The organism is Bacillota bacterium, from assembly GCA_012839765.1.
Taxonomy (GTDB): Bacteria; Bacillota; Limnochordia; order DUMW01; family DUMW01; genus DUMW01.
Window position 1 is genome coordinate 1 of record DUMW01000015.1, and the last position, 19,372, is coordinate 19,372.

General features: G+C 52.9%; 22 protein-coding genes. 19 read left to right on the forward strand and 3 right to left on the reverse strand.

Annotation, left to right across the window (positions count from 1 at the left end; translation table 11 throughout):
* The first annotated feature begins 475 nt into the window (after nucleotides 1–475).
* The 12 genes from GXX57_01470 to GXX57_01525 all read left to right on the forward strand — a co-directional run bounded on the left by GXX57_01470 (nucleotide 476) and on the right by GXX57_01525 (nucleotide 11,571).
* Nucleotides 476–1,975 carry an anthranilate synthase component I gene (locus GXX57_01470; GenBank protein ID HHV43323.1) on the forward strand — a complete coding sequence of 500 codons (1,500 nt, stop codon included), beginning with the start codon at nucleotides 476–478 and terminating at the stop codon, nucleotides 1,973–1,975.
* The gene (gene trpD / locus GXX57_01475; protein ID HHV43324.1) at nucleotides 1,972–3,015 is read left to right on the forward strand and encodes an anthranilate phosphoribosyltransferase; all 1,044 of its coding nucleotides are present in this window, start codon (nucleotides 1,972–1,974) and stop codon (nucleotides 3,013–3,015) included. The genes GXX57_01470 and trpD overlap by 4 nt, the downstream gene beginning before the upstream one ends.
* Nucleotides 2,990–3,772: an indole-3-glycerol phosphate synthase TrpC gene (gene trpC / locus GXX57_01480; GenBank protein HHV43325.1), complete on the forward strand. Its 783-nt coding sequence runs from the start codon at nucleotides 2,990–2,992 to the stop codon at nucleotides 3,770–3,772. The genes trpD and trpC overlap by 26 nt, the downstream gene beginning before the upstream one ends.
* 13 nt (nucleotides 3,773–3,785) lie before the next feature.
* Nucleotides 3,786–4,406: a phosphoribosylanthranilate isomerase gene (locus tag GXX57_01485; protein ID HHV43326.1), complete on the forward strand. Its 621-nt coding sequence runs from the start codon at nucleotides 3,786–3,788 to the stop codon at nucleotides 4,404–4,406.
* Nucleotides 4,399–5,595 carry a tryptophan synthase subunit beta gene (gene trpB / locus GXX57_01490; protein ID HHV43327.1) on the forward strand — a complete coding sequence of 399 codons (1,197 nt, stop codon included), beginning with the start codon at nucleotides 4,399–4,401 and terminating at the stop codon, nucleotides 5,593–5,595. Before GXX57_01485 ends, trpB begins: the two co-directional genes overlap by 8 nt.
* Complete coding sequence (locus GXX57_01495; GenBank protein HHV43328.1) at nucleotides 5,588–6,382, forward strand: tryptophan synthase subunit alpha; 795 nt, start codon at nucleotides 5,588–5,590, stop codon at nucleotides 6,380–6,382. Before trpB ends, GXX57_01495 begins: the two co-directional genes overlap by 8 nt.
* 13 nt (nucleotides 6,383–6,395) lie before the next feature.
* On the forward strand, nucleotides 6,396–6,641 hold the full coding sequence (locus GXX57_01500) for a hypothetical protein (GenBank protein HHV43329.1): 246 nt from the start codon (nucleotides 6,396–6,398) through the stop codon (nucleotides 6,639–6,641).
* A 2-nt stretch (nucleotides 6,642–6,643) separates the two neighbouring features.
* Nucleotides 6,644–7,882, forward strand: a complete 1,239-nt coding sequence (locus tag GXX57_01505; protein HHV43330.1) for a hypothetical protein — start codon at nucleotides 6,644–6,646, stop codon at nucleotides 7,880–7,882.
* A 284-nt stretch (nucleotides 7,883–8,166) separates the two neighbouring features.
* On the forward strand, nucleotides 8,167–8,793 hold the full coding sequence (gene sigH, locus GXX57_01510) for an RNA polymerase sporulation sigma factor SigH (protein ID HHV43331.1): 627 nt from the start codon (nucleotides 8,167–8,169) through the stop codon (nucleotides 8,791–8,793).
* Between the two features lie 425 nt (nucleotides 8,794–9,218).
* Nucleotides 9,219–9,920 (forward strand): MgtC/SapB family protein, encoded by a 702-nt coding sequence (locus tag GXX57_01515; GenBank protein ID HHV43332.1) that lies wholly within the window; start codon nucleotides 9,219–9,221, stop codon nucleotides 9,918–9,920.
* 19 nt (nucleotides 9,921–9,939) lie between these two features.
* Nucleotides 9,940–10,713, forward strand: a complete 774-nt coding sequence (surE, locus tag GXX57_01520; protein ID HHV43333.1) for a 5'/3'-nucleotidase SurE — start codon at nucleotides 9,940–9,942, stop codon at nucleotides 10,711–10,713.
* A gap of 246 nt (nucleotides 10,714–10,959) precedes the next feature.
* Nucleotides 10,960–11,571, forward strand: a complete 612-nt coding sequence (locus tag GXX57_01525; GenBank protein HHV43334.1) for a tetratricopeptide repeat protein — start codon at nucleotides 10,960–10,962, stop codon at nucleotides 11,569–11,571.
* A gap of 38 nt (nucleotides 11,572–11,609) precedes the next feature.
* On the opposite strand, the gene GXX57_01530 is transcribed toward GXX57_01525, so the two are convergent.
* On the reverse strand, nucleotides 11,610–11,912 hold the full coding sequence (locus GXX57_01530; protein ID HHV43335.1) for a hypothetical protein: 303 nt from the start codon (nucleotides 11,910–11,912) through the stop codon (nucleotides 11,610–11,612).
* Between the two features lie 349 nt (nucleotides 11,913–12,261).
* Between GXX57_01530 and GXX57_01535 the strand changes: the two genes are divergently transcribed.
* Nucleotides 12,262–12,585: a hypothetical protein gene (locus GXX57_01535; protein HHV43336.1), complete on the forward strand. Its 324-nt coding sequence runs from the start codon at nucleotides 12,262–12,264 to the stop codon at nucleotides 12,583–12,585.
* Between the two features lie 163 nt (nucleotides 12,586–12,748).
* Here GXX57_01535 and lexA read toward each other — a convergent pair whose 3' ends face one another.
* Nucleotides 12,749–13,474 (reverse strand): transcriptional repressor LexA, encoded by a 726-nt coding sequence (gene lexA / locus GXX57_01540; GenBank protein ID HHV43337.1) that lies wholly within the window; start codon nucleotides 13,472–13,474, stop codon nucleotides 12,749–12,751.
* A gap of 265 nt (nucleotides 13,475–13,739) precedes the next feature.
* On the opposite strand from lexA, the gene GXX57_01545 reads away from it, so the two are divergent.
* The 6 genes from GXX57_01545 (at nucleotide 13,740) to GXX57_01570 (ending at nucleotide 18,883) form a co-directional block, all read left to right on the forward strand.
* Nucleotides 13,740–15,221 carry a sulfatase-like hydrolase/transferase gene (locus GXX57_01545; GenBank protein ID HHV43338.1) on the forward strand — a complete coding sequence of 494 codons (1,482 nt, stop codon included), beginning with the start codon at nucleotides 13,740–13,742 and terminating at the stop codon, nucleotides 15,219–15,221.
* 275 nt (nucleotides 15,222–15,496) lie between these two features.
* Nucleotides 15,497–16,132, forward strand: coding sequence for a TetR/AcrR family transcriptional regulator (locus GXX57_01550; GenBank protein ID HHV43339.1), 636 nt, complete (start codon nucleotides 15,497–15,499; stop codon nucleotides 16,130–16,132).
* Between the two features lie 56 nt (nucleotides 16,133–16,188).
* The gene (locus GXX57_01555) at nucleotides 16,189–17,049 is read left to right on the forward strand and encodes an ABC transporter ATP-binding protein (GenBank protein ID HHV43340.1); all 861 of its coding nucleotides are present in this window, start codon (nucleotides 16,189–16,191) and stop codon (nucleotides 17,047–17,049) included.
* On the forward strand, nucleotides 17,046–17,771 hold the full coding sequence (locus GXX57_01560) for an ABC transporter permease (protein ID HHV43341.1): 726 nt from the start codon (nucleotides 17,046–17,048) through the stop codon (nucleotides 17,769–17,771). Before GXX57_01555 ends, GXX57_01560 begins: the two co-directional genes overlap by 4 nt.
* A 1-nt stretch (nucleotide 17,772) precedes the next feature.
* Nucleotides 17,773–18,564: a hypothetical protein gene (locus GXX57_01565; protein ID HHV43342.1), complete on the forward strand. Its 792-nt coding sequence runs from the start codon at nucleotides 17,773–17,775 to the stop codon at nucleotides 18,562–18,564.
* A 4-nt stretch (nucleotides 18,565–18,568) separates the two neighbouring features.
* Complete coding sequence (locus GXX57_01570; GenBank protein ID HHV43343.1) at nucleotides 18,569–18,883, forward strand: hypothetical protein; 315 nt, start codon at nucleotides 18,569–18,571, stop codon at nucleotides 18,881–18,883.
* A 252-nt stretch (nucleotides 18,884–19,135) separates the two neighbouring features.
* Here GXX57_01570 and GXX57_01575 read toward each other — a convergent pair.
* Nucleotides 19,136–19,372, reverse strand: a 237-nt coding sequence (locus tag GXX57_01575; protein ID HHV43344.1) for an ATP-binding protein, incomplete at its 5' end; no start/stop codon positions are given.

Genomic DNA, 19,372 nt, shown 5'->3' on the forward strand with positions numbered 1-19,372 from the left:
CGCATGCGCTATAAATGGTTAGAGTCCCATGGTTATCCGATTGGAAGTGGTCATGTGGAGAGTGCCTGCAAACAAATAGTCTGTAAACGGCACAAACAGGCAGGAATGAGGTGGAGCCAAGCCGGTGTCCAACAAATGCTTAACCTCGCTGCCTTTATCCATGGTAATCGTTGGGACGAGTACTGGCAGCCAAAAATAGCATAATGTACGGGGGTAGAGTGATGATTTCTACCTACGTTTTGTGCGTGCACCCCTAGGATTTGTCTGCTTGACAAACGGTTACGTCTTTCATAAAATATATGTCAATCCCACCTGAGGGAGACAATTAAATGTCGAGACAAGTGGAGTCTGAGCTGAGATGAGATGAGACGAGATGAGATGAGGAGTGGTAACGCCTTTTCAGGCCAGATTCCTACGGTATGGATCTGGTCTTTTTTTGTTCAGATTCCACGGACAACAGAGGGAGGAATCTATAGTGCGTTGTTACCCGAGTAGAGCTGAGTATGAGAAGCTGAGCGCGCAGTACAGGGTCGTGCCTGTTTATTGCGAGCTGCCAGCGGATTTGGAGACTCCGGTATCATTGTGGTCTAAGGTGGCCCAGTCCGGAATGGGCTTTTTGTTGGAGAGTGTCGAAAAGGGAGAACGGTTTGGCCGGTACTCCTTCCTTGGGGTCTCCCCCCATATGGTGATTCGGACCAAGGGTACCCAGGTGGTGGTGGAGGAGCAGGGCAAGCCCCCGGTAATTCGCAGGGCCCATCCCTTAGCTGTGCTAAGGGAGCTTCTACGTGACGTCTCGGCCGCGCCGGTGCTAGATCTGCCCTTTACCGGTGGAGCGGTGGGCTACACCGGTTTTGAAGTGGCGTATCTGGACGGTAAAGAAGACTTAGCGGCCGGTGATGGACTTGATGTCTATGATTGTGTCTACATGTTTCCGGAGATCGTATACGTCTTCGACCATCTGTACCACACCATCAAAGTTATCTACAATTCCCATCCTAAGGACAATCCAGAAAAGGAGTACCAAGAGGCCCAGTTACGTCTGGAAAAGGCGGTAAGACAGGTAATGGACTCCGCTTGCACCCTTCCTTCCCTATCCGTAGATAGACCCTTTGACGTAGGTCAAGCAACCTCCAGTACCTCCCCGGAAGCTTTTATGGAAGCTGTAAGGGAAGTTCAAAAGGCCATTACTCAGGGAGATGTAGAGCAAGTGGTGCTCGCCCAGCGGCTCGAGGTTCCTCTGTCGGTATCCTCCTTTGCGGTTTATCGCGCTTTGCGGAGCCTCAACCCATCTTCCTATGTGTTTTACCTGGACCTAGGGGACTACCAGCTTTTGGGTTCTAGCCCGGAGACTTTGGTTCGGTTACAGGAAGGAAAGGCGGAGATTCATCCCATTGCGGGAACCCGGCCCCGCGGAGCAACACCCGCCGAGGATGAGGCCTATGTCCGTGAGCTTATGAAGGATGAGAAGGAAGTGGCGGAGCACCAAATGTTGGTGGAACTGGGGCTTCGGGAGCTTGAGCTTGTCTGCGTTCCGGGGACGGTGCGGTTGGAAGAGTCCATGGAGATCATCAAGTATTCCCATGTGATGCACATGGTAAGCAGGATCACTGGTCGGTTGGCAGCAGGCCAAGATCAGTTTGACCTTTTTAGGACGGTCTTTCCCGCAGGTACCGTCAGCGGGTTTCCCAAGAAAAGAGCCCTGGAGTTAGTTCAAAGGCTAGAACCCCATCGGCGGGGGCCCTACGCGGGGGCCGTGGGTTACTTCAGCTATCAAGGGAGTATGGATCAGTGCATCACTATTCGAAGTACGCTTTGCAAAGATGGTCGGGCCTATGTCTATGCCGGAGCGGGTATCGTGGCCCAATCGGTGCCCGAACGGGAGTACCAGGAGACTTTGCATAAGGCTCGGGCAGTCTTAGTGGCTATTAACCATGCGGAACAGTCCTTGCTGGCCGGAAGGAGGGAAGCCCGATGATTCGGGAAGCTATTGTCAAACTTACCGGTGGTGTCAGTCTCAGTGAAAGGGAAGCCTCCCTGGTTATGCATCAAATCATGACGGGAGATGCCACATCAGCCCAGATCGCTGCTTATCTTACTGCTTTACGGATCAAAGGGGAGACTTTGGATGAAGTGGTGGGTTCGGCCCAGACGATGCGGACCTTTGCGGTTCAGATTCGCCCCCGGGTGACCCAGTTATTGGACACCTGTGGAACAGGTGGCGATGGGGCCAACACCTACAATATCTCCACTACCGTGGCCTTCATTGTGGCTGGTGCCGGACTGCCGGTAGCCAAACACGGCAATCGTTCTGTATCCAGTATGTGTGGAAGCGCTGACGTGCTGGAAGCCCTGGGGGTCTGTGTGGATCTTAACCCCGCCCAAGTGGAAGGGTGCATTGATGAGATTGGGATCGGTTTTCTTTTCAGCCCTGTCTTTCACAAAGCCATGGCCCACGCCATTGGTCCCCGGCGGGAAATCGGGATCCGCACCATCTTCAATATCCTAGGACCCCTGTGCAATCCCGCCTGTGCCCAGTACCAAGTGGTTGGGGTGTACCAAGAAGAGCTTACGGAGTTGGTGGCTAGAACCCTTGGCCGGCTCGGTGCAAAGGTGGCGCTGGTGGTTCACGGAACCGATGGCCTTGATGAAATCTCCCTCGGTGCTCCCACCAAGGTATCCCATCTGCAGAATGGAACAGTGACCACCTATTACGTGGACCCGACGGATTTCGGCCTTGCCCCGGTGAAGAAGGAGCAGATCATCGGTGGGTCTGCCCGGGAGAATGCGGAGATTATCCGGCGGGTTTTGTCCGGTGAGCGGGGGGCCCATCGGGATGTGGCCCTGGCTAACGCGGCGGCCGCCTTTATGGTGGGCGGACTGGTACCGGATTTCCGTTCAGGGGTACAGCTCGCCGGGGAGATTGTGGATTCGGGCAAGGCTCTTGAAAAGTTACACCAGCTTCAGCAGGTGTCCAGGAGGTATGCGGAAAATGCTACAGCGCATCATTACCACTAAACAGGCCGAGCTTCTTAAGGAGAAGGAACGTTGTTCTTTCGAAACCTTAGCCCGTAGTCTGGAGCAGGTTTTACCCAAACCAAGACGTAGTCTGGCGGACGCTTTGCGTAAGGCACAGCCCGTCGGCATTATTGCAGAGATCAAGCGGGCTTCCCCCTCTAAGGGGGTGATTAACGGTGACTTGCAGCCGGCCTATACCGCCTGGGCCTATGAGCAGGCGGGCGCCACTGCCATTTCCGTTTTGACCGATCGGGAGTTCTTCCATGGTAGCGGTGAGGACCTGGTGCAAGCCCGGATCGCCAGTACCCTTCCGATTCTGCGCAAGGATTTCATTATCGATCCCTATCAGGTGCTACAGGCTAAGTTGTGGGGGGCGGACGCCATTTTGCTGATTGTGGCGGCACTGGAACACCAAGAGCTAAAACGATTGTTCGACTATGCCACTAATCTGGGTCTGGAGTGCCTGGTGGAAGTGCACAATGAGGCAGAGGTGGAGGTGGCCCTGGAGATTGGAGCGGAGATCATCGGGATAAACAACAGGAACTTGGCCGATTTTTCGGTGGATTTGGGGGTCACTGAGCGCTTACGTCCCTTGATCCCCCGGGACCGGGTGGTGGTGAGTGAAAGCGGCATCCGGACCGAGGAGGATATGCACAGGATGATGGCCTGTGGGGTGCAGGGGCTTTTGATTGGTGAAGCCCTTTGTGCCAGCAGTTACCCCTCGGCCATGTTGCAGAAGCTGTTGTCCCTGGGGTAGGTGGTGAGCGCAGTTGATTCAGGTAAAAATATGCGGTATAACTAATGAAGATGATGCTTTAGAGGCTGTAGCCCATGGGGCCAATGCCATTGGGTTTGTCTTTGCCAAGAAAAGCCCCCGATGTGTATCGGTGGAAGGGGCAGCTCGGGTGAGGAGGTCTTTGCCCGTTTTCACCAAAGTCGTCGGTGTCTTTGTGGAACACACTCCGGAGGAGATCCTGGATGTGGCCAATACCGTACGACTAGACGTGTTACAATTGCATGGGAATTACGGACCCGGAGAATGCCGTTTTTTGGCCCAGTACCACCCAGTCATTAAAGTCTTTCATCTGCAGGACGACCGCCTCCCAAAGATTGGGGATTATCCAGCTGATGCCTTCTTGGTGGATAGCCGGGTGGAAGGAGCTTTGGGGGGGACAGGCGTTGTGTGCAATTGGGATTTGGCTCACAAGCTGGCCCGGCGGGTCCCCTTGATCCTAGCCGGGGGTCTTACCCCAGAGAATGTTCGGGAAGGGATTGCCCGGGTAAGACCTATGGCCATCGATGTTTGCAGTGGTGTGGAAGCATATCCGGGGAAGAAGGATCATGGCAAGCTAAGGGAGTTGCTACAGAAAGTGAGGAGTTGGTATGACTAAGGGAAATGGCTATTTTGGCCAGTACGGTGGCAGGTATGTGCCCGAGACACTGGTTCCTGCCCTGAACGAGCTTGCGGAGGCCTATGAAGCCGTGAAGAAGGATCCCTCCTTTTGGGAGGAGCTAGAGTGGTATTGGAGGGAGTACTCCGGACGGCCTACCCCTCTTTACTTTGCCCGGCGCCTGACTGAACGGCTAGGCGGGCCTAAGATATACTTGAAACGGGAGGACCTCAACCACACCGGCGCCCACAAGATCAATAACACCCTGGGGCAGATCCTGTTAGCCAAGCGCATGGGGAAACGCAAGATTATTGCCGAAACCGGTGCCGGCCAGCATGGGGTGGCCAGTGCTACGGCTGCTGCTATGTTCGGGATGGAATGCGTGGTGTTCATGGGCGAGGAAGATGTTCGGCGGCAGGCCCTGAACGTTTTTCGGATGGAGCTTTTGGGTGCCCGGGTGGAATCGGTGTCTTCAGGGACCGGTACCCTGAAGGATGCTTGCAATGAGGCGATCCGCTATTGGGTGACCAATGTGGAGGACAGTTATTATCTCATCGGTTCTGCGGTGGGGCCACATCCCTATCCCACCATTGTACGGGACTTCCAGTCTGTAATTGGACGGGAGTGCAGGGAGCAGATCTTAGAGCAGGAAGGCCGCCTGCCCGATTGCATCGTGGCCGCGGTGGGCGGAGGGAGCAATGCCATCGGGATCTTCCATGCCTTTGTGGATGATCCAAAGGTGCGCTTGGTGGGAGTGGAGGCCGGGGGTTTGGGCCTAGAGACAGGGAAGCACGCGGCCTGCATTACCCTGGGGACAAAGGGTGTCTTGCACGGTGCTTTCAGTTACCTGATGCATGATGAAGATGGACAGATCACCCCTGTATACTCCATTTCCGCTGGTTTGGATTACCCCGGTGTTGGCCCTGAGCACAGTTTCCTTGCGGACCAGAAACGGGCCGAGTATTATCCTGTTACCGATGAAGAGGCCTTGGCTGCCTTTGAACTGTTGTGCAAGACCGAGGGGATTATCCCGGCCTTAGAGAGTGCCCACGCGGTGGCCTATGTCATGAAAATGGCCCACACCTTCTCCTCCAATGATATAGTGGTCATAAACCTGTCCGGTAGAGGGGACAAAGATGTAATGCAGATTCGTGAGATTCGGATGAATGGGGGTGTTGGGGGTGAGTAGACTGAGAAAGCGGTTTGAGAGGAACGCACTGATCCCCTATTTGACAGCCGGTTATCCGGACCTGGAGACCAGCAAAAGGCTTTTGCTTACCGCAGCCCGCGATGGTGCGGATATCATTGAGATTGGAATTCCCTTTTCGGATCCCTTGGCCGATGGACCCATCCTCCAGGAGGCGGCAGGACAAGCCCTGCAAAACGGGACCACCATTGCCAAAGTGATGGAGATTGCAGGTGAGGTCTACGAAGAAATCCGCCGGGAGGGCTTGAATACGGAACTGGTCTTCATGGTTTACTACAACCTCGTATACTCCTGGGGAGAGGATCGGTTTGTGGAAGCCGCGGCTAAAGCAGGGGTTGCGGGGCTGATCGTGCCTGATTTGCCCTATGAGGAAGCAAGCGGTCTTGCAGAGAAGGCCGAGGAAGCCGGGATGGACCTGATTTACCTAGTGGCCCCCAACACACCTCCGGAGAGGATTCAGCAGATCGGGGAACGCTCTCGAGGCTTTATCTATGCCGTGTCTTTGCATGGTGTCACTGGTCCCCGGGAGAAGCTGCCTAAGGATCTGACCGAACTTGTGGCTCGGATCAAGGCCAATGTTGATGTGCCGGTAGCCGTGGGTTTTGGGATTTCTTCGGCGGAACAGGCGGTGGAAGTGACCAAGATAGCCGATGGAGTGATTATCGGTAGTGTCTTGGCGCAGTTGGTAAAGGAAGCTGAGGATCCCTGTGATGCCCTGGGCCAATTCATCGGTCAGCTGAGGGCGGCCTTGGATAACAGTAGAAACTGAAGGAGGGCGGTTTTTGATGATGTCCTTTGCCTTGGAGTTTAACTCCAAAGAGGAGCTCACCAAGGCGGTGACAGCCCTTTGGGAGGAATATGGGATCACTGGGGAGACGGAAGTGATGCCCATGGAGAGTGGTAAATGGCGATTGTATGTCTATTCCGAGGTAGATCTTGACCAGGAAAAGATTCAGAAGCTAGGGGGGGAGAGTATCTCCTCCAAGTCTGTTTTCGCCAGTGCTAGGAAAAAGCAAGAAGAGGAGTAGCTATGGAGTTTTGTCGCAGCTTAGTGGATAGTGTTCTTCGGGAGATCGCACCTAGAATCGAGGAAGTACGAAAGACCGAGGTGAATAACCAGGCCAAGGTGCTTGCGGCCTTTCACAAAGCCCGGGTGGCTGATTATCACTTTACGGGGAGTACGGGCTATGGCTACGGTGATGTGGGTCGGGAAGTGCTGGAGGAGGTCTATGCGGATATTTTTCGGACCGAATCTGCTTTGGTCCGTCCGCAGATTGTCTCTGGTACCCACGGGATCACCTGCTGTCTTTTTGGTCTTCTAAAACCCCAGGACCTGTTGTTAAGCGTTACCGGAGCTCCCTACGATACATTACAGATGGTGATCGGGCAGAAAGGCGATTCCCCCAACTCCCTCAAACGATGGCAGATTGAGTATCAGGAGATAAATCTGTTTCCCGATGGTCAGTTCGATCCGGCGGAGCTTGCCCAGGTGACCAGGGCACCAAAGTTGATCCTGATGCAAAGATCTAGGGGCTACAGCTTGCGTCCTGCCCTGACCGTGGCTCAAATTGGGGAGGCAGTGAAGTATTTAGAGGAGAGATTTCCCGAGGCCATCATCTTCCTGGACAACTGTTACGGAGAGTTTGTGGAAGAGAAGGAACCCACCGAGGTGGGGGTACATCTTGCGGCCGGTTCTTTAATTAAGAACCCGGGTGGCACCATTGCCCCCGGTGGGGGATACGTAGTAGGTAGGGAAGACCTGGTGGTACAGGTGGCAGAGCACCTTACTGCACCGGGACTGGGTGATCGGTTAGGTCCTAGTTTTGGGCTCAATCGCTTGTTGTATCAGGGGCTGTGGTTGGCACCCCATATGGTGGCGGAGGCCCTCTGTGGGGCGATCCTGGTCGGAGCCTACTTTAGCAAACTGGGCTTTGAGGTTCATCCAGGGGTCGACGCTCCCCGGGGTGATGTGGTGCAGGTGGTGGTCTGTGGGGATCCGGAGTTGCAAAGACTCATCTGTCAGGCGGTGCAGGAGACTGGAGCGGTGGACCATCATTTTGCCCTGGAGCCTTCGGTGTTACCAGGCTATGATGATCCGGTAATCATGGCCTCGGGAAGCTTCATCCAGGGCTCTTCCAGCGAGTTGTCCGCCGATGGGCCGGTACGGCCCCCCTATGCTGTGTATTTTCAAGGAGGCACTTCCCTTGCCCATTGGCAGTTGGCCCTGATGGCCATCACCAAGAAGCTTCGGGAAAGATCCATCATATGAAAATTTATACTAGGGAAGGGGGACGGGTATTAATACCCAGATGGATTTCGCTTGACTTCCATCTTTACAGTTTGCTACAATTGATTGTAGTTTGAAGCTCTTCCTGTGTCATATGTGTTCCTTCCTTATGCGTCCCTCATCTGCATATCCCTGATCGATTGAGGGTAGGGGATAGTAGTGTTTTTATCGTGTTAGGCTTGTCCTATCGGATAAAGGGGGACAAGAGGGCTGCTTGCTATTACTGGGTTGGGGAGTGAATTAACGTGAGTGATGTGAGTCATGCGATGACAGAACCTCATGGGTGGCCGGCAGACATGGATTTCAGCCAGCGGTCCGATGAAGAGGTGGTTCACTTAGCCCAGCAAGGTTGCGATGAAGCTGTCGATTATCTGTTGACGAAGTATCAGAAGCTAGTTTATATATGGACCCGTCCCTATTTCTTGCAAGGGGCTGAAGACGATGACCTGTTGCAAGAAGGGATGATCGGACTTTACAAAGCCATTCGGGATTTCGCCCCTGGAACTTCTTCTTTCTGGTCCTTTGCGAAGCTATGTATCACACGGAATATCATCAGTGCGATCAAAGGGACAACCCGTCAGAAACATATTCCGCTCAACTGCTACACTTCGCTTCACAAGCCGATCTATGATTTGGAAGGGGATCGCACCCTGATGGAGGTGCTTTCCAATGCTCAGGTGGACAACCCGGAGGATCTCGTCATTGATCGGGAGCGGCTGAAGCAGACGCAGGAACACATCAAGAAGGTTCTTAGTGATTTTGAGTTCAAGGTCTTTAGGCTGTATATTAACGGGTTGTCATACAAAGAAATGGCCTTAAGGCTGGACACCCATACGAAGTCGGTGGACAACGCCCTATGTCGGATTAAGACGAAGATCAGTAAGCTTCTGTAGGGGGTCTGCCGTGTTCGCCCGGGTGCACACAAGTGGAGTGTTAAAGTAAATGCCCCAGGTAGAAGTCGGTACATTCCAGTTGGACATAACTTCGATCGTCGTATCTGTGATCGTTTTAATGTTTGCAAGTTACTTCATCCACCGGGATGCGAAAGCACGACAAGCCCATCCGTTGCTGTGGATTATGGGTATGTTTATGCTGGCCTCGGTGTTCATGTTCCAACCAATCTCGATCATTATGATATCCGTTGTGGCCTCATTGTACATTACTTTTCGTCCCCAAGGAAAGCTCGGCAATTGCCCGCGGTGTGGCGAACGCTACCTGGAGCGCTTTGCCAGTTGTCCTCACTGCGGGCAGGATACCAAAAAAGAGTGCCCCCAGTGTCGGACCATGATGTCTTGGACCGAAACCAAGTGTCCGCGGTGTGGTGCACGGGTCTAGGGTGATAATCGTGATCAGTACCTTGGCTTTGCTCGTCAGGATTGGTTTGGCGGTCCTGTTGGGCGGTGTCATCGGCTTGGAACGGGAGGTCCATGGCCGACCGGCAGGATTGCGAACCCATATGCTGGTTTGTCTGGGCTCTGCACTGATCATGCTAGTGTCCGCCTACGGTGTGTATGGACTGTATGGTGGTGACAGTGCCCCTTCTTTCGATCCTACTCGGATTGCGGCCCAAATTGTCAGTGGTATAGGTTTCTTGGGGGCGGGCACCATTATGAAGGAAGGTCCGACAATCCGTGGTTTGACCACCGCGGCCAGTTTGTGGGTGGCCGCGGCCATCGGTATGGCGGTGGGTGCTGGATTCTATCTTGGGGCGCTAGTGGTGACGCTCCTGGTGGTCTTGGTTTTGGGCGGACTGGATAAGTACGAGTATGCCTACCTTTTGAGCAAATCTAACCGGTTGGTTCTGAAAGTGGTGGATCGGCCAGGGCAGCTTGCGGCGGTGACCGAAGTCTTGGCCGGCTATAAGATTAACATCACCCGGGCAAACCTGCACAAGGAAGACGAGACCCGTTCTATCCTGGATCTGGTGCTGGAGATCCCCGGGACTGTGAATAAATCCGCGGTCTTGACCTCGGTAATCGAACTGGATGGGGTTGAGGAAGCTAGATATGCTAATTCGTGAGGCTAGGGTGATTGGTTAAGTGTTGATTCTGGTGACTAACGATGACGGTATTAATGCCCCTGGAATTTGGGCATTGGCGCGAGCCATGCAGGAACTTGGTCGAGTAATGATTGTTGCTCCCAGCGAAGAGAAGAGTGGAACCGGTCATTCTATTACGGTACATAGACCCCTCCGGGTGGAACAGGTGCGGTCCTGTGACGGTCTGGAGGCCTATGTGGTCAACGGGACACCTGCCGATTGTGTGAAGCTGGGGATGGAGGGGCTCAGTAACGAGAGTCCCAATATTGTGGTTTCCGGGATTAATCGTGGTCCTAACTTGGGCACCGACGTGCTTTATTCGGGGACCGTTTCTGGAGCTATGGAAGGGGCCATTTTGGGAGCGGTAGCCATGGCCATCTCCGTAGATCTGGATCACAACCCTCCGGAGGACTTCGACTATGAACCCGCGGCCAGGATCGCCAAGCAACTGGTGGAACGGTTTAGCCGGGAGGCGCTACCCAAGGAGACATTGCTGAACGTCAATGTTCCGGCGGTTCCCTACGAGGCGATTAAAGGGATTAAGTTTACCCGCTTGGGAACCCGCCGCTACCGAGACGTCTTTGATAAACGACTCGATCCCCGGGGACGGGTCTATTATTGGATGGCCGGCGATGTGGTGGATTTGGATCCAGACCCCATGACCGATACGGCCACAGTGAAGGAAGGGTATGTATCCATTACCCCTATTCACTACGATTTGACCGAATACAACTTGTTGGAAGAAATGAAACACTGGCACATTGATCTAGACTAGATGCCGGGCCATCGCTTTTCCCTGCAACATATACTGTTGATGGGGAGCGATGGCTATGCGATATCTGGTATGGATTGGAGTCGTCAGCGAACTTGTCTGTATGATGGCGCTCGGTGGCGCCATCGCTGGGAAACAGGTGCCACGATGGGCCTACAGACTGGTTCTGTGTACCATTGTTGCCGTTGCCCTTGTGGCAGTGGTTCTGCTTGGTGTCCTAGCGCTAGCTTTCCTACAGGAGGAGTACATATGCGTAAGTTTATGGGGATGATTGGGGCGCTCATTGTGTTAATGATCCTGGTGACCGGGGGGATCTGTACCGCAGCTTCGGTGAACTGGACACAGCTTTACCAGAGTACCCAGCAAGCCACCGGCCTTGAAGAGCAGTTGATTAATGCCACTGCTTTGGTGAACCTAGGCCAGTTAGGTGCGGCTTTTGACCAGATCGATGCGATCATGCAGGAGGAAGACTACTTGGAGTTTGCCCAGGACATGCAGGCCAAGTACACTGCGTTGCTAGAAAAGGACACTACCAACATTCTGTACCTCAACATCTTGGGTCTGGTAGAATGGGGCTTGGCGAACTACGGGCAGGCTAGCCGCTATTTCCAACAACTGGTCGCGCTGGAACCGGGCAATGTTTGGGTTAGGTTGTTTCTGGCAGTGACTTTGTGGAAGCAGGACGAACACCAGCAGGCGTTGGAGGTGCTGAAGGCTGCCCACGATTTGGACAAGCAGAACCAATATACCCATTGTCTACTTGCTGCCGTCTATTTTGAACTAAGAAACTACATCCGGGCTGCATACCATTATCTGAAATGTCCAGATGTGCGTAAGGAGATGGCTGCACGGGGATTTTGAAAGGGGAGAATTGCTCCCCTTTCTTTCTGCCGCGAGGTTCAGTGTACACCTTGGCGTAATAGGTAGACTTTGACCTCCTGTATACCGAACGAAATAGCCCGATCGTAGTCCTCCATGAATATGTCGACCCGGTTGCCCTTGATGGCGCCGCCGGTGTCCTCGGCATGGTAAAGTCCGTATCCTTCGATATAAACCCAGCTGCCGAGAGGAATCACCGCCGGGTCTACCGCGATGGTACGACCCTCCGTGGCCCTAGTTCCCGTGAAGGTGAGGCCGTAAGCGGGATGACCGGGCCATTTACCAGTGGATTCGAAGCCGGCTGTGTATGCCGTCGCGTTCATGACGAAAGAGACGGGGTCACGATCCCTGTGGAATGCCAGGGTAACCGCCGGTTCGTCCCCATGGGCAGTAGCGGTAAGGAGTCAAATGGTTGCAACACATAACAGGAAACCGAAAGTTGCAACCTTAACGTTTATGTTCACGCCATTCCCTCCTCAATATTGTTCCTCCAACGCGGCATTCTTAGTGTGGGCGCGCACCGCCGGTTTAGTCTAGTAATAATTAGTATAGGATGGGGAAAACAGCAGACACTAATTGGTAGGTAAAGCAAATTGTCGGGAGCAGGATTTTGAAGTCAAGGTGCAGAATTATGGTAGTGTTAGATGCCAATGCCAAAAGGGGGCGGTTCCAATGTTTACCGTAGACGGCGAAGACGTCTTGAGGGGGCTAAAGAAGTTCAAGCGCCTGGCTAAGCAGGACTTGCTGGCAAGCGCCTTGACTTCTGATCCGGAGTTTTGGAACGAACAAGCCCAAGCCCGCCGGGAGATGTACGACAAACTGATGTTGTTGGTTCAAGAACAAGGGGTAGATGAAGCTTATCGCATGGCTCGACAGGAAGAAGCTTCGCTACCCCTTGATGCTTCTCAAGATGCTAAGGTCCTCGGTAAGCACCAAGCCTTACAGATGTTCTTTACTATCTTGGGTGTCCAATCCAATGCGGACGACAGTAGGTGAGTAAGGAAGTCAACTGCTGGGACATATTTGGCAGGAGAAGGGTGAATGCCGGGCATTATATAGATGACAAATGGGTCGGAATCGTCGATCCTTGTACCTAGAATGGCTTTCTGGGTTGATAAATAGGGGAGGGCTACTCACTATCCTGCCCTCCCCCAGGGGATTATTCAAACCTTCTCAGTACGCCAATGACTTTGCCTAGGATGGTAACATTGCGAGAATAGATCGGTTCCATGGTGGGATTCTCCGGTTGTAGACGAATCCTGTTTGGTTCGCGGAAAAACCTCTTTACAGTCACTTCCTCGCCGAGCATTGCCACAACGATATCCCCGTTATCGGCGGCTTTTTGTTCTTTTACCAGCACATAATCCCGATCGTGGATTCCGGCTTCGATCATACTGTCCCCGCGAACACGTAACATAAACACGTTTTCTTCGGTGCGTACAAAATCCTTGGGCAGGACAAAGTGCTCCTCGACGTTTTCCGCAGCGAGAATAGGTTCGCCCGCGGTCACGTTACCCACGACGGGGACACTGACCAGTTCCCAAGGGATCGCACTGGTCCGATCAGCTAATTCTAGCGCTCGTGGTTTAGTGGGATCACGTCTAAGATAGCCCTTATTTTCCAATCTAGATAAATGACCGTGCACAGTGGAGGTGGATTTCAAACCTACAGCGGCACAGATTTCCCGTACCGAGGGAGGGTAACCGTAGGTTGCAACGTACTCTTGGATGTATTCCAGGATTTGTCTTTGACGTGGTGTCAGGTCACCTGTCACTATCTCACCTCCTCGTCCGGCGGACACTGTCAGTATGTAGCGATCTGTGAACGATTTACCAGTTTGTATTATATCATAGGAGAACAGATGTTTCAAACATAGGTTCGCCATGAGACCAGACGGTCTTGGGTTGCCCTGGAAGGAAATTTCCCCTATCTCTGGGTTTGACGAAACTACAACCTGTGGTTCATGGTTTGGTCGGGGAAGAGCCAAGGATGTACGCTTTGGCAGGGGGGAGGTCTTTGGCTAGACTAGCCACCAGACCAGGAATAGAGCAGGAATGTGGACTATCGTGACGAAGTAGGGTACCGCGGGTGTGACCTTTCAGAAGAAGACTCACGGTGAGACTACTTGGTGGAAAAGGAAGGTGTAGGAGTTGCGTATACTGTATCTTGACATTGATACCTTGCGGCCCGACCACTTGGGTTGTTACGGATATCATCGGAACACATCACCCAATATTGATTGGATCGCACAGGAAGGAGTACGGTTTGAAAACGTGCACTGTTCCGACGCCCCTTGCTTACCCTCCCGGGCAGCCTTGATGACCGGGCAGTTTGGGATTCGCTCCGGGGTTGTGGGCCACGGTGGTACCGCTGCGGACTTGCGGCTAGAAGGGCCCGAGCGAGGATTTGCAGGACGCCTGCGGAGTCACAGTCTGCCTGGGCTCCTGAGACGAAGTGGTTTTCGAACGGTGACCATCAGCCCCTTTGCGGAACGCCATGGCGCTTGGTGGTTTTACGCCGGTTTCAATGAGATGTATAATACCGGAAAAAGTGGTATGGAATCGGCCGAGGAAGTGTTCCCGGTGGCCTACAAGTGGCTGGAGGAGAACGCAAAGGAAGACAACTGGTTCTTGCACATCAATTGCTGGGATCCCCACACACCGTATCGGGCGCCGGAGGAGTTTGGTAACCCCTTCGCCAATGACCCGTTGCCCGAGTGGCTGACGGAGGAACGACTCGAGGAGCACCGTCAAATGGTCTCTCCCCACGGAGCCCGGGCCACTTGGATGTGGAGTAACGAGGCTCCTGCGGGACAAGAGTATCCGCGGTATCCTGGGGAGCTCCAAAATATGGATGACCTGCGGACCTTCGTTGACGGGTACGACTGTGGTATCCGCTATGCCGATCAACATGTGGGTCGGATTCTAGAAATCCTAAGAGAGCAGGGTGTACTCGATGATGTGGCGATCATCGTAAGCTCGGACCACGGCGAAAACATTGGGGAGCTGGGCCTTTACGGGGAACATGCCACTGCGGATCAGATTACTACCCGGATTCCGTTGATTATCCGCTGGCCCGGTGGAAAAAAGGGGCATGTGGATCAGGGCTTACGATACAACCTAGATCTGTTACCCACTTTGGCAGAACTCCTAGGGGCACAATTCCATCCGCTGTGGGATGGACAAAGCTATGCTTCGGTGATCACTGAAGGCGTGGGGGAGGGCAGGGAATACCTGGTCCTTAGCCAATGTGCCCATGTATGTCAGCGGTCGGTGCGGTTTGGGGACTGGATTTATATTCGCACCTACCATGACGGTTTCCATCTGTTCCCGAAGGAAATGTTGTTTAACGTGAAGGAAGATCCCCATGAGACCAACAACCTCGCGGAGAAAGAAAGGGCTGTGTGCCAGCAGGCGGTACATTACTACCTGGAGTGGTATGATACTATGATGGAGTGCCTGCCGGAGCCGGTGGATCCGATGTGGCGGGTCATGAAAGAGGGAGGACCATACCATGCCCGGGGAAATCTGGCCAAGTACTCCGAGTATTTGGCTGCGACGGGGCGGGCCCACTTTATCCCTGAGCTCAAGCGGCGCCATCCCCAGGAGTTTGAGCCGAAGAAGCGATGGTAGACAAAGGCGGACTGGCAACTATGTAGACCAATTGCCCCATTGATATTCTGGAACTTTGGACCAACTAGGGGCCATCCTGTTTTCGTTTTGGAGACGGGGTGGCCCTCTTTTACTGGTCATGGGGGAAACAGGCATTGTGATAGGCACCCATCTCCTCCAGTTCTGAGTGTTCATTACCTCGTGTTGACAGGGACCGAAGTTGGGTGGTAAGATTAGACCAGATGGTCTAGACCGTCTGGTCCAGAGAAGCTTCCGTAGGATGGAAGGTGTAGGTTTTGGGAAGGAGTTTTGATTATCAGGCCCTGATCGGGGAAAACAACCCGCTTTTGCGTTATCCCGCCCTTCAAGAGGCGGCCCTCGATGAGTTTGCCAGGAAGAAGTTTGAGGACGCTTCCCTGAACGATATCCTGAAAAAGTCCGGGATGAGCAAAGGTAGTTTCTATCATAATTTTGGCGACAAGTTCGGGTTGTACTTGGCCATGATCGATATCATTGCGAAGAAGAAGGCTGGTTACTTTCAACAGCGGCTACGGGAAACGGTTGCAGGCAGCAACGACTTTTTTGCCGCTCTGAAGGAAATAATCAAAGCAACCACAGCTTTCATGCTGGCCGATGAGCGGCAGCATCTTCTGTTCAATCGGATTATGGAGGAGACCGACGATTTTCGCAGTCGGCTATACAGTTTCTTTCCCTATGATTACATCGGGGCCTTCCATCAGCAGATCGTCCTGGCGGTAAATGCAGGTCAGATTGACAGTCGCTATCCGCCGGAACTGGTAGTCAAGCTATTGCAGGTTGTCTTTTCCAATCTGCACAAGCTGGTGCCGTGCGGGGAACCCACTGAGGTACTCCACACGGTTAACCAGATCGTAGACATTATTCAGTATGGGGTTCGGGCAAAAGATACTTAAAGGCACGAACCGAATCAGGGTAGGGTATCAGCAAGGGTAACAGAAGGAGGAGAAGGATGAAAACCGCCTTTAGCATTAAGGAATTGTGGTATAGGTACCCATCTACCAGGGAAGATACCATCAAAGGGATCACCTTCGATGTGTTCCAAGGCGAGATTTTCGGTCTGTTGGGACCCTCCGGTGCCGGGAAATCCACCACGCAAAAGATTCTCACGAAGCTCTTGGAAGGCTACCGGGGCAGCGTTAAGTATTTTGACAAGGATCTTGAGTCGCTGGACAACTCCTACTACGAGGAAATAGGTGTAGGGTTTGAAGTGCCGGTTCATTTCTCCAAACTGACTGCTTTGGAGAACATGCAGTTCTTCGCCGATTTCTACCACCGGAAGGCGGACATTCAAGAGCTTATGGAACGGGTCGGCCTTTGGGAGTACCGAGATATGAAAGTGGGCGAGTATTCCAAGGGGATGAAGGTGCGCTTGAACTTTGTTCGGGCCATGCTGAACAATCCCCGGGTGTTGTTTCTTGATGAGGTGACAAACGGACTGGATCCGAAGAATGCCCGGATTATCAAGGATATGATCGCGGAATACCGCGCGAAGGGTGGTACTGTTTTCCTCACTACGCATTTGATGAATGACGTGGCGCAGCTGTGTGATCGGGTGGCCTTCTGTGTAGACGGCAGGCTGGTGGAGATTTCCACACCTCGAGATCTCAAGTTAAAGTACGGCAGGCGGGAAGTCAAAGTTGAGTACAGGAAAGAGGGCACTATCGCTAGCGCTATCTTTCCGCTGGATGGTATAGGATTCAATGAGGAGTTCCAAAGGCTGCTTAAAACCGAAGATATCGAGACGATCCACAGCGGCGAGACCTCCATGGAGGACATCTTCATTACCGTCACTGGAGCTGAGCTGAAATGACTGGTTTAAACAGACTTATCGCCGGGGAACTGAAACGCCTTGTGCGCTACAAGATACTGCCCGTTAGTTTGGTCACTGGGCTGCTTTGGATAGGGTTGTTTTTGCTTGTTTCGGCGGAAGAGGCGCGGGGAGTGGCACCTTTGCTTCTCTTTGTTGATGTGGCAGTGATGTCCATCTTGCTGTTGGGTGCTTCCTACCACTTGGAAAAGCAGGAGGGAACTATCCGGACTATGATGGTGATGCCTGTGTCCCTGGGCCAAATCCTAGCCTCAAAGATTGTGGCGTCGTTGGTGCTTGCCCTGGAATCGGTGGCTATAACTTCCTTAGCTTTATTCTTGATCCATGGGCTCACTTTCAATTACGGGTTGCTTTTGCTGTTTATAGTGGTCGGCGGTGTGGCCCATACGGCCATCGGTTTTGTGCTGTCCCTGTGGAGTCGGGATTTCACTGCCATGCTGGGTTTGCTTCTTTGTTATATGTTCCTGTTCACGGTACCTTCCATTTTGCACAGTTTTGGTGTGATCGACGCGAAATACCGGTGGTTGTTGATGATCTCGCCGTCCCATGCGGCAAACTTCCTGGTTGCTTCCGCCGTCCGGGGTGAATTGGAACTCCCCATGATCATTGTGGGCTCTCTTTACTTGGGGATATTGGCCGCTGTGCTTTTCCGATTTGTGGTGGGCCCAAGGTTTAAAGATAATGCTGTAAGAGGGGTTAGCTAGGATGAAGAAATATCTGTCACTGTTGAAGTATGAGCTTCGGACCATCGCCCGGGAACCCATCAATCTTTACCTGTGTCTGTTTCCCGTCATTCTTTTGATCCTGTCTTCCTTTGTGTTCCCTTTAATCTTCACCGCCATTGATCCATTGCAGGAGACCATGCTAAAGGTCATGATGCTCTTGTTGCTAGTTATCCTTTTGTCTTTCGGCGCGTTTTTCCTTGGGGCCATGGCTACCTTCCTGCTGCTAGAGCAAAAGGACGAAAACACAATCCACAGTATCGCCGTGACCCCGGTGGGTGCGTCAGGCTACCTGAAGTTCAAAATGACATACATCTACGTGCTGTCCGTTCTGGGGAATATGATCATCCTGATGGGCACTAAGCTCTTGGCCGGGGACAAATATACCATCATGGGGATATCCCTATTCGGAAGGCTGTGTTTTGTCGATGTTGTGCTTTTTTCCTTGGTCAACGGCCTTCTGGTTCCGGCATTGGGTTTACTGCAGAGCGCCTTTGCCAGAAACAAGGTGGAGGGTTTTGCTTTCATCAAGGGAACGGGGATGTTGGCCTTGGTACCGGTGTTAATGGTTTTGGATACCTTCCAAGGTTCTTTGCAGTATCTGCTAGGGATATTCCCAAACTTCTGGGTGATCCGGGGGATGCTGGTGAAACTGATGCCCATAGAATATGGGGCTAACCTTGGTTATCCGGCGTACCTGCTCATTGGTGCACTTTATAATGGGTTGCTCCTGGTATTGTCCTATCGGTTCTTTCTTAAGAAAGTACAGTATTAGCGGGGTGAAGAGCCCCAAAGGCGTCCTGGGTACAAGCCATGGCCGCCTGGCTAACCCACTTCAGGCCGAAGACCTGGGGCTGTTGAGAGAGCGCGTCGTTGCCACGCACATCTTTGACAACCTGGGGATGCGGGACGACCATCTTTATCCTTACCGCGGCAGTATCGACGGGCCTGAGATCATTGATCTTTTGAAGGGGGCGCCCTGCGCGTTCAACTTCGAAGTGCCTGGTGAGCGGGCTTGCTGCCCAGTGGGCCTGCGGGATGCCCTTGTGGAGTACGGCTACGCGGTGGGGGCGTATTTGCTTGAACTGTTCTAGTCTCCATCGTTACGTCACGACTGGTCTCTTCTTGAGTCATCCTGCGGGCAACTTCTGTAAAATGAGCAATCGGGTCCGGGTACTCTTTCTGCAGTTCATCCAGATAGTGCGTATTCCGGTCAATTCCGACAGGCATTCCGGCTCAATTCAGTCATGTGTTCAGGTTCAATTCAGTCAGGCCGTTCCGATCCAATCCAGACAGCCTAATCCAGTCCTATGCAGACACCTGACCAAATGCTGAAAGTAACGAATCTATGGGGTTATTGGTTGTAGTGACTGCCTCCTTTTGGAATCACCCTTAAGTTCAAAGCGATATGAGTTGTGAATAAGGCGATCCAGAACTGCATCTGCAACCGTACTGTCCTCGAAAATATTATACCACTGGGATACGGGTAGCTGGGCACCAATGATGGTGCCCTTTGAGTAGATTCGGTCGTCGATAACCTCGAGAAGATCACGGCTGGACACTGGATCAAGCATGGACATACC

Excerpts from the sequence above, each read along its gene's own strand:
- trpD (HHV43324.1), top strand. The coding sequence starts at position 1,972 with ATGATTCGGGAAGCTATTGTCAAACTTACCGGTGGTGTCAGTCTCAGT.
- trpC (HHV43325.1), top strand. The coding sequence starts at position 2,990 with ATGCTACAGCGCATCATTACCACTAAACAGGCCGAGCTTCTTAAGGAG.
- trpB (HHV43327.1), top strand. The coding sequence starts at position 4,399 with ATGACTAAGGGAAATGGCTATTTTGGCCAGTACGGTGGCAGGTATGTG.
- GXX57_01505 (HHV43330.1), top strand. The coding sequence starts at position 6,644 with ATGGAGTTTTGTCGCAGCTTAGTGGATAGTGTTCTTCGGGAGATCGCA.
- sigH (HHV43331.1), top strand. The coding sequence starts at position 8,167 with ATGACAGAACCTCATGGGTGGCCGGCAGACATGGATTTCAGCCAGCGG.
- GXX57_01525 (HHV43334.1), top strand. The coding sequence starts at position 10,960 with ATGCGTAAGTTTATGGGGATGATTGGGGCGCTCATTGTGTTAATGATC.
- GXX57_01530 (HHV43335.1), bottom strand. The coding sequence starts at position 11,912 with ATGAACGCGACGGCATACACAGCCGGCTTCGAATCCACTGGTAAATGG.
- GXX57_01535 (HHV43336.1), top strand. The coding sequence starts at position 12,262 with ATGTTTACCGTAGACGGCGAAGACGTCTTGAGGGGGCTAAAGAAGTTC.
- lexA (HHV43337.1), bottom strand. The coding sequence starts at position 13,474 with ATGGCGAACCTATGTTTGAAACATCTGTTCTCCTATGATATAATACAA.
- GXX57_01555 (HHV43340.1), top strand. The coding sequence starts at position 16,189 with ATGAAAACCGCCTTTAGCATTAAGGAATTGTGGTATAGGTACCCATCT.
- GXX57_01560 (HHV43341.1), top strand. The coding sequence starts at position 17,046 with ATGACTGGTTTAAACAGACTTATCGCCGGGGAACTGAAACGCCTTGTG.
- GXX57_01565 (HHV43342.1), top strand. The coding sequence starts at position 17,773 with ATGAAGAAATATCTGTCACTGTTGAAGTATGAGCTTCGGACCATCGCC.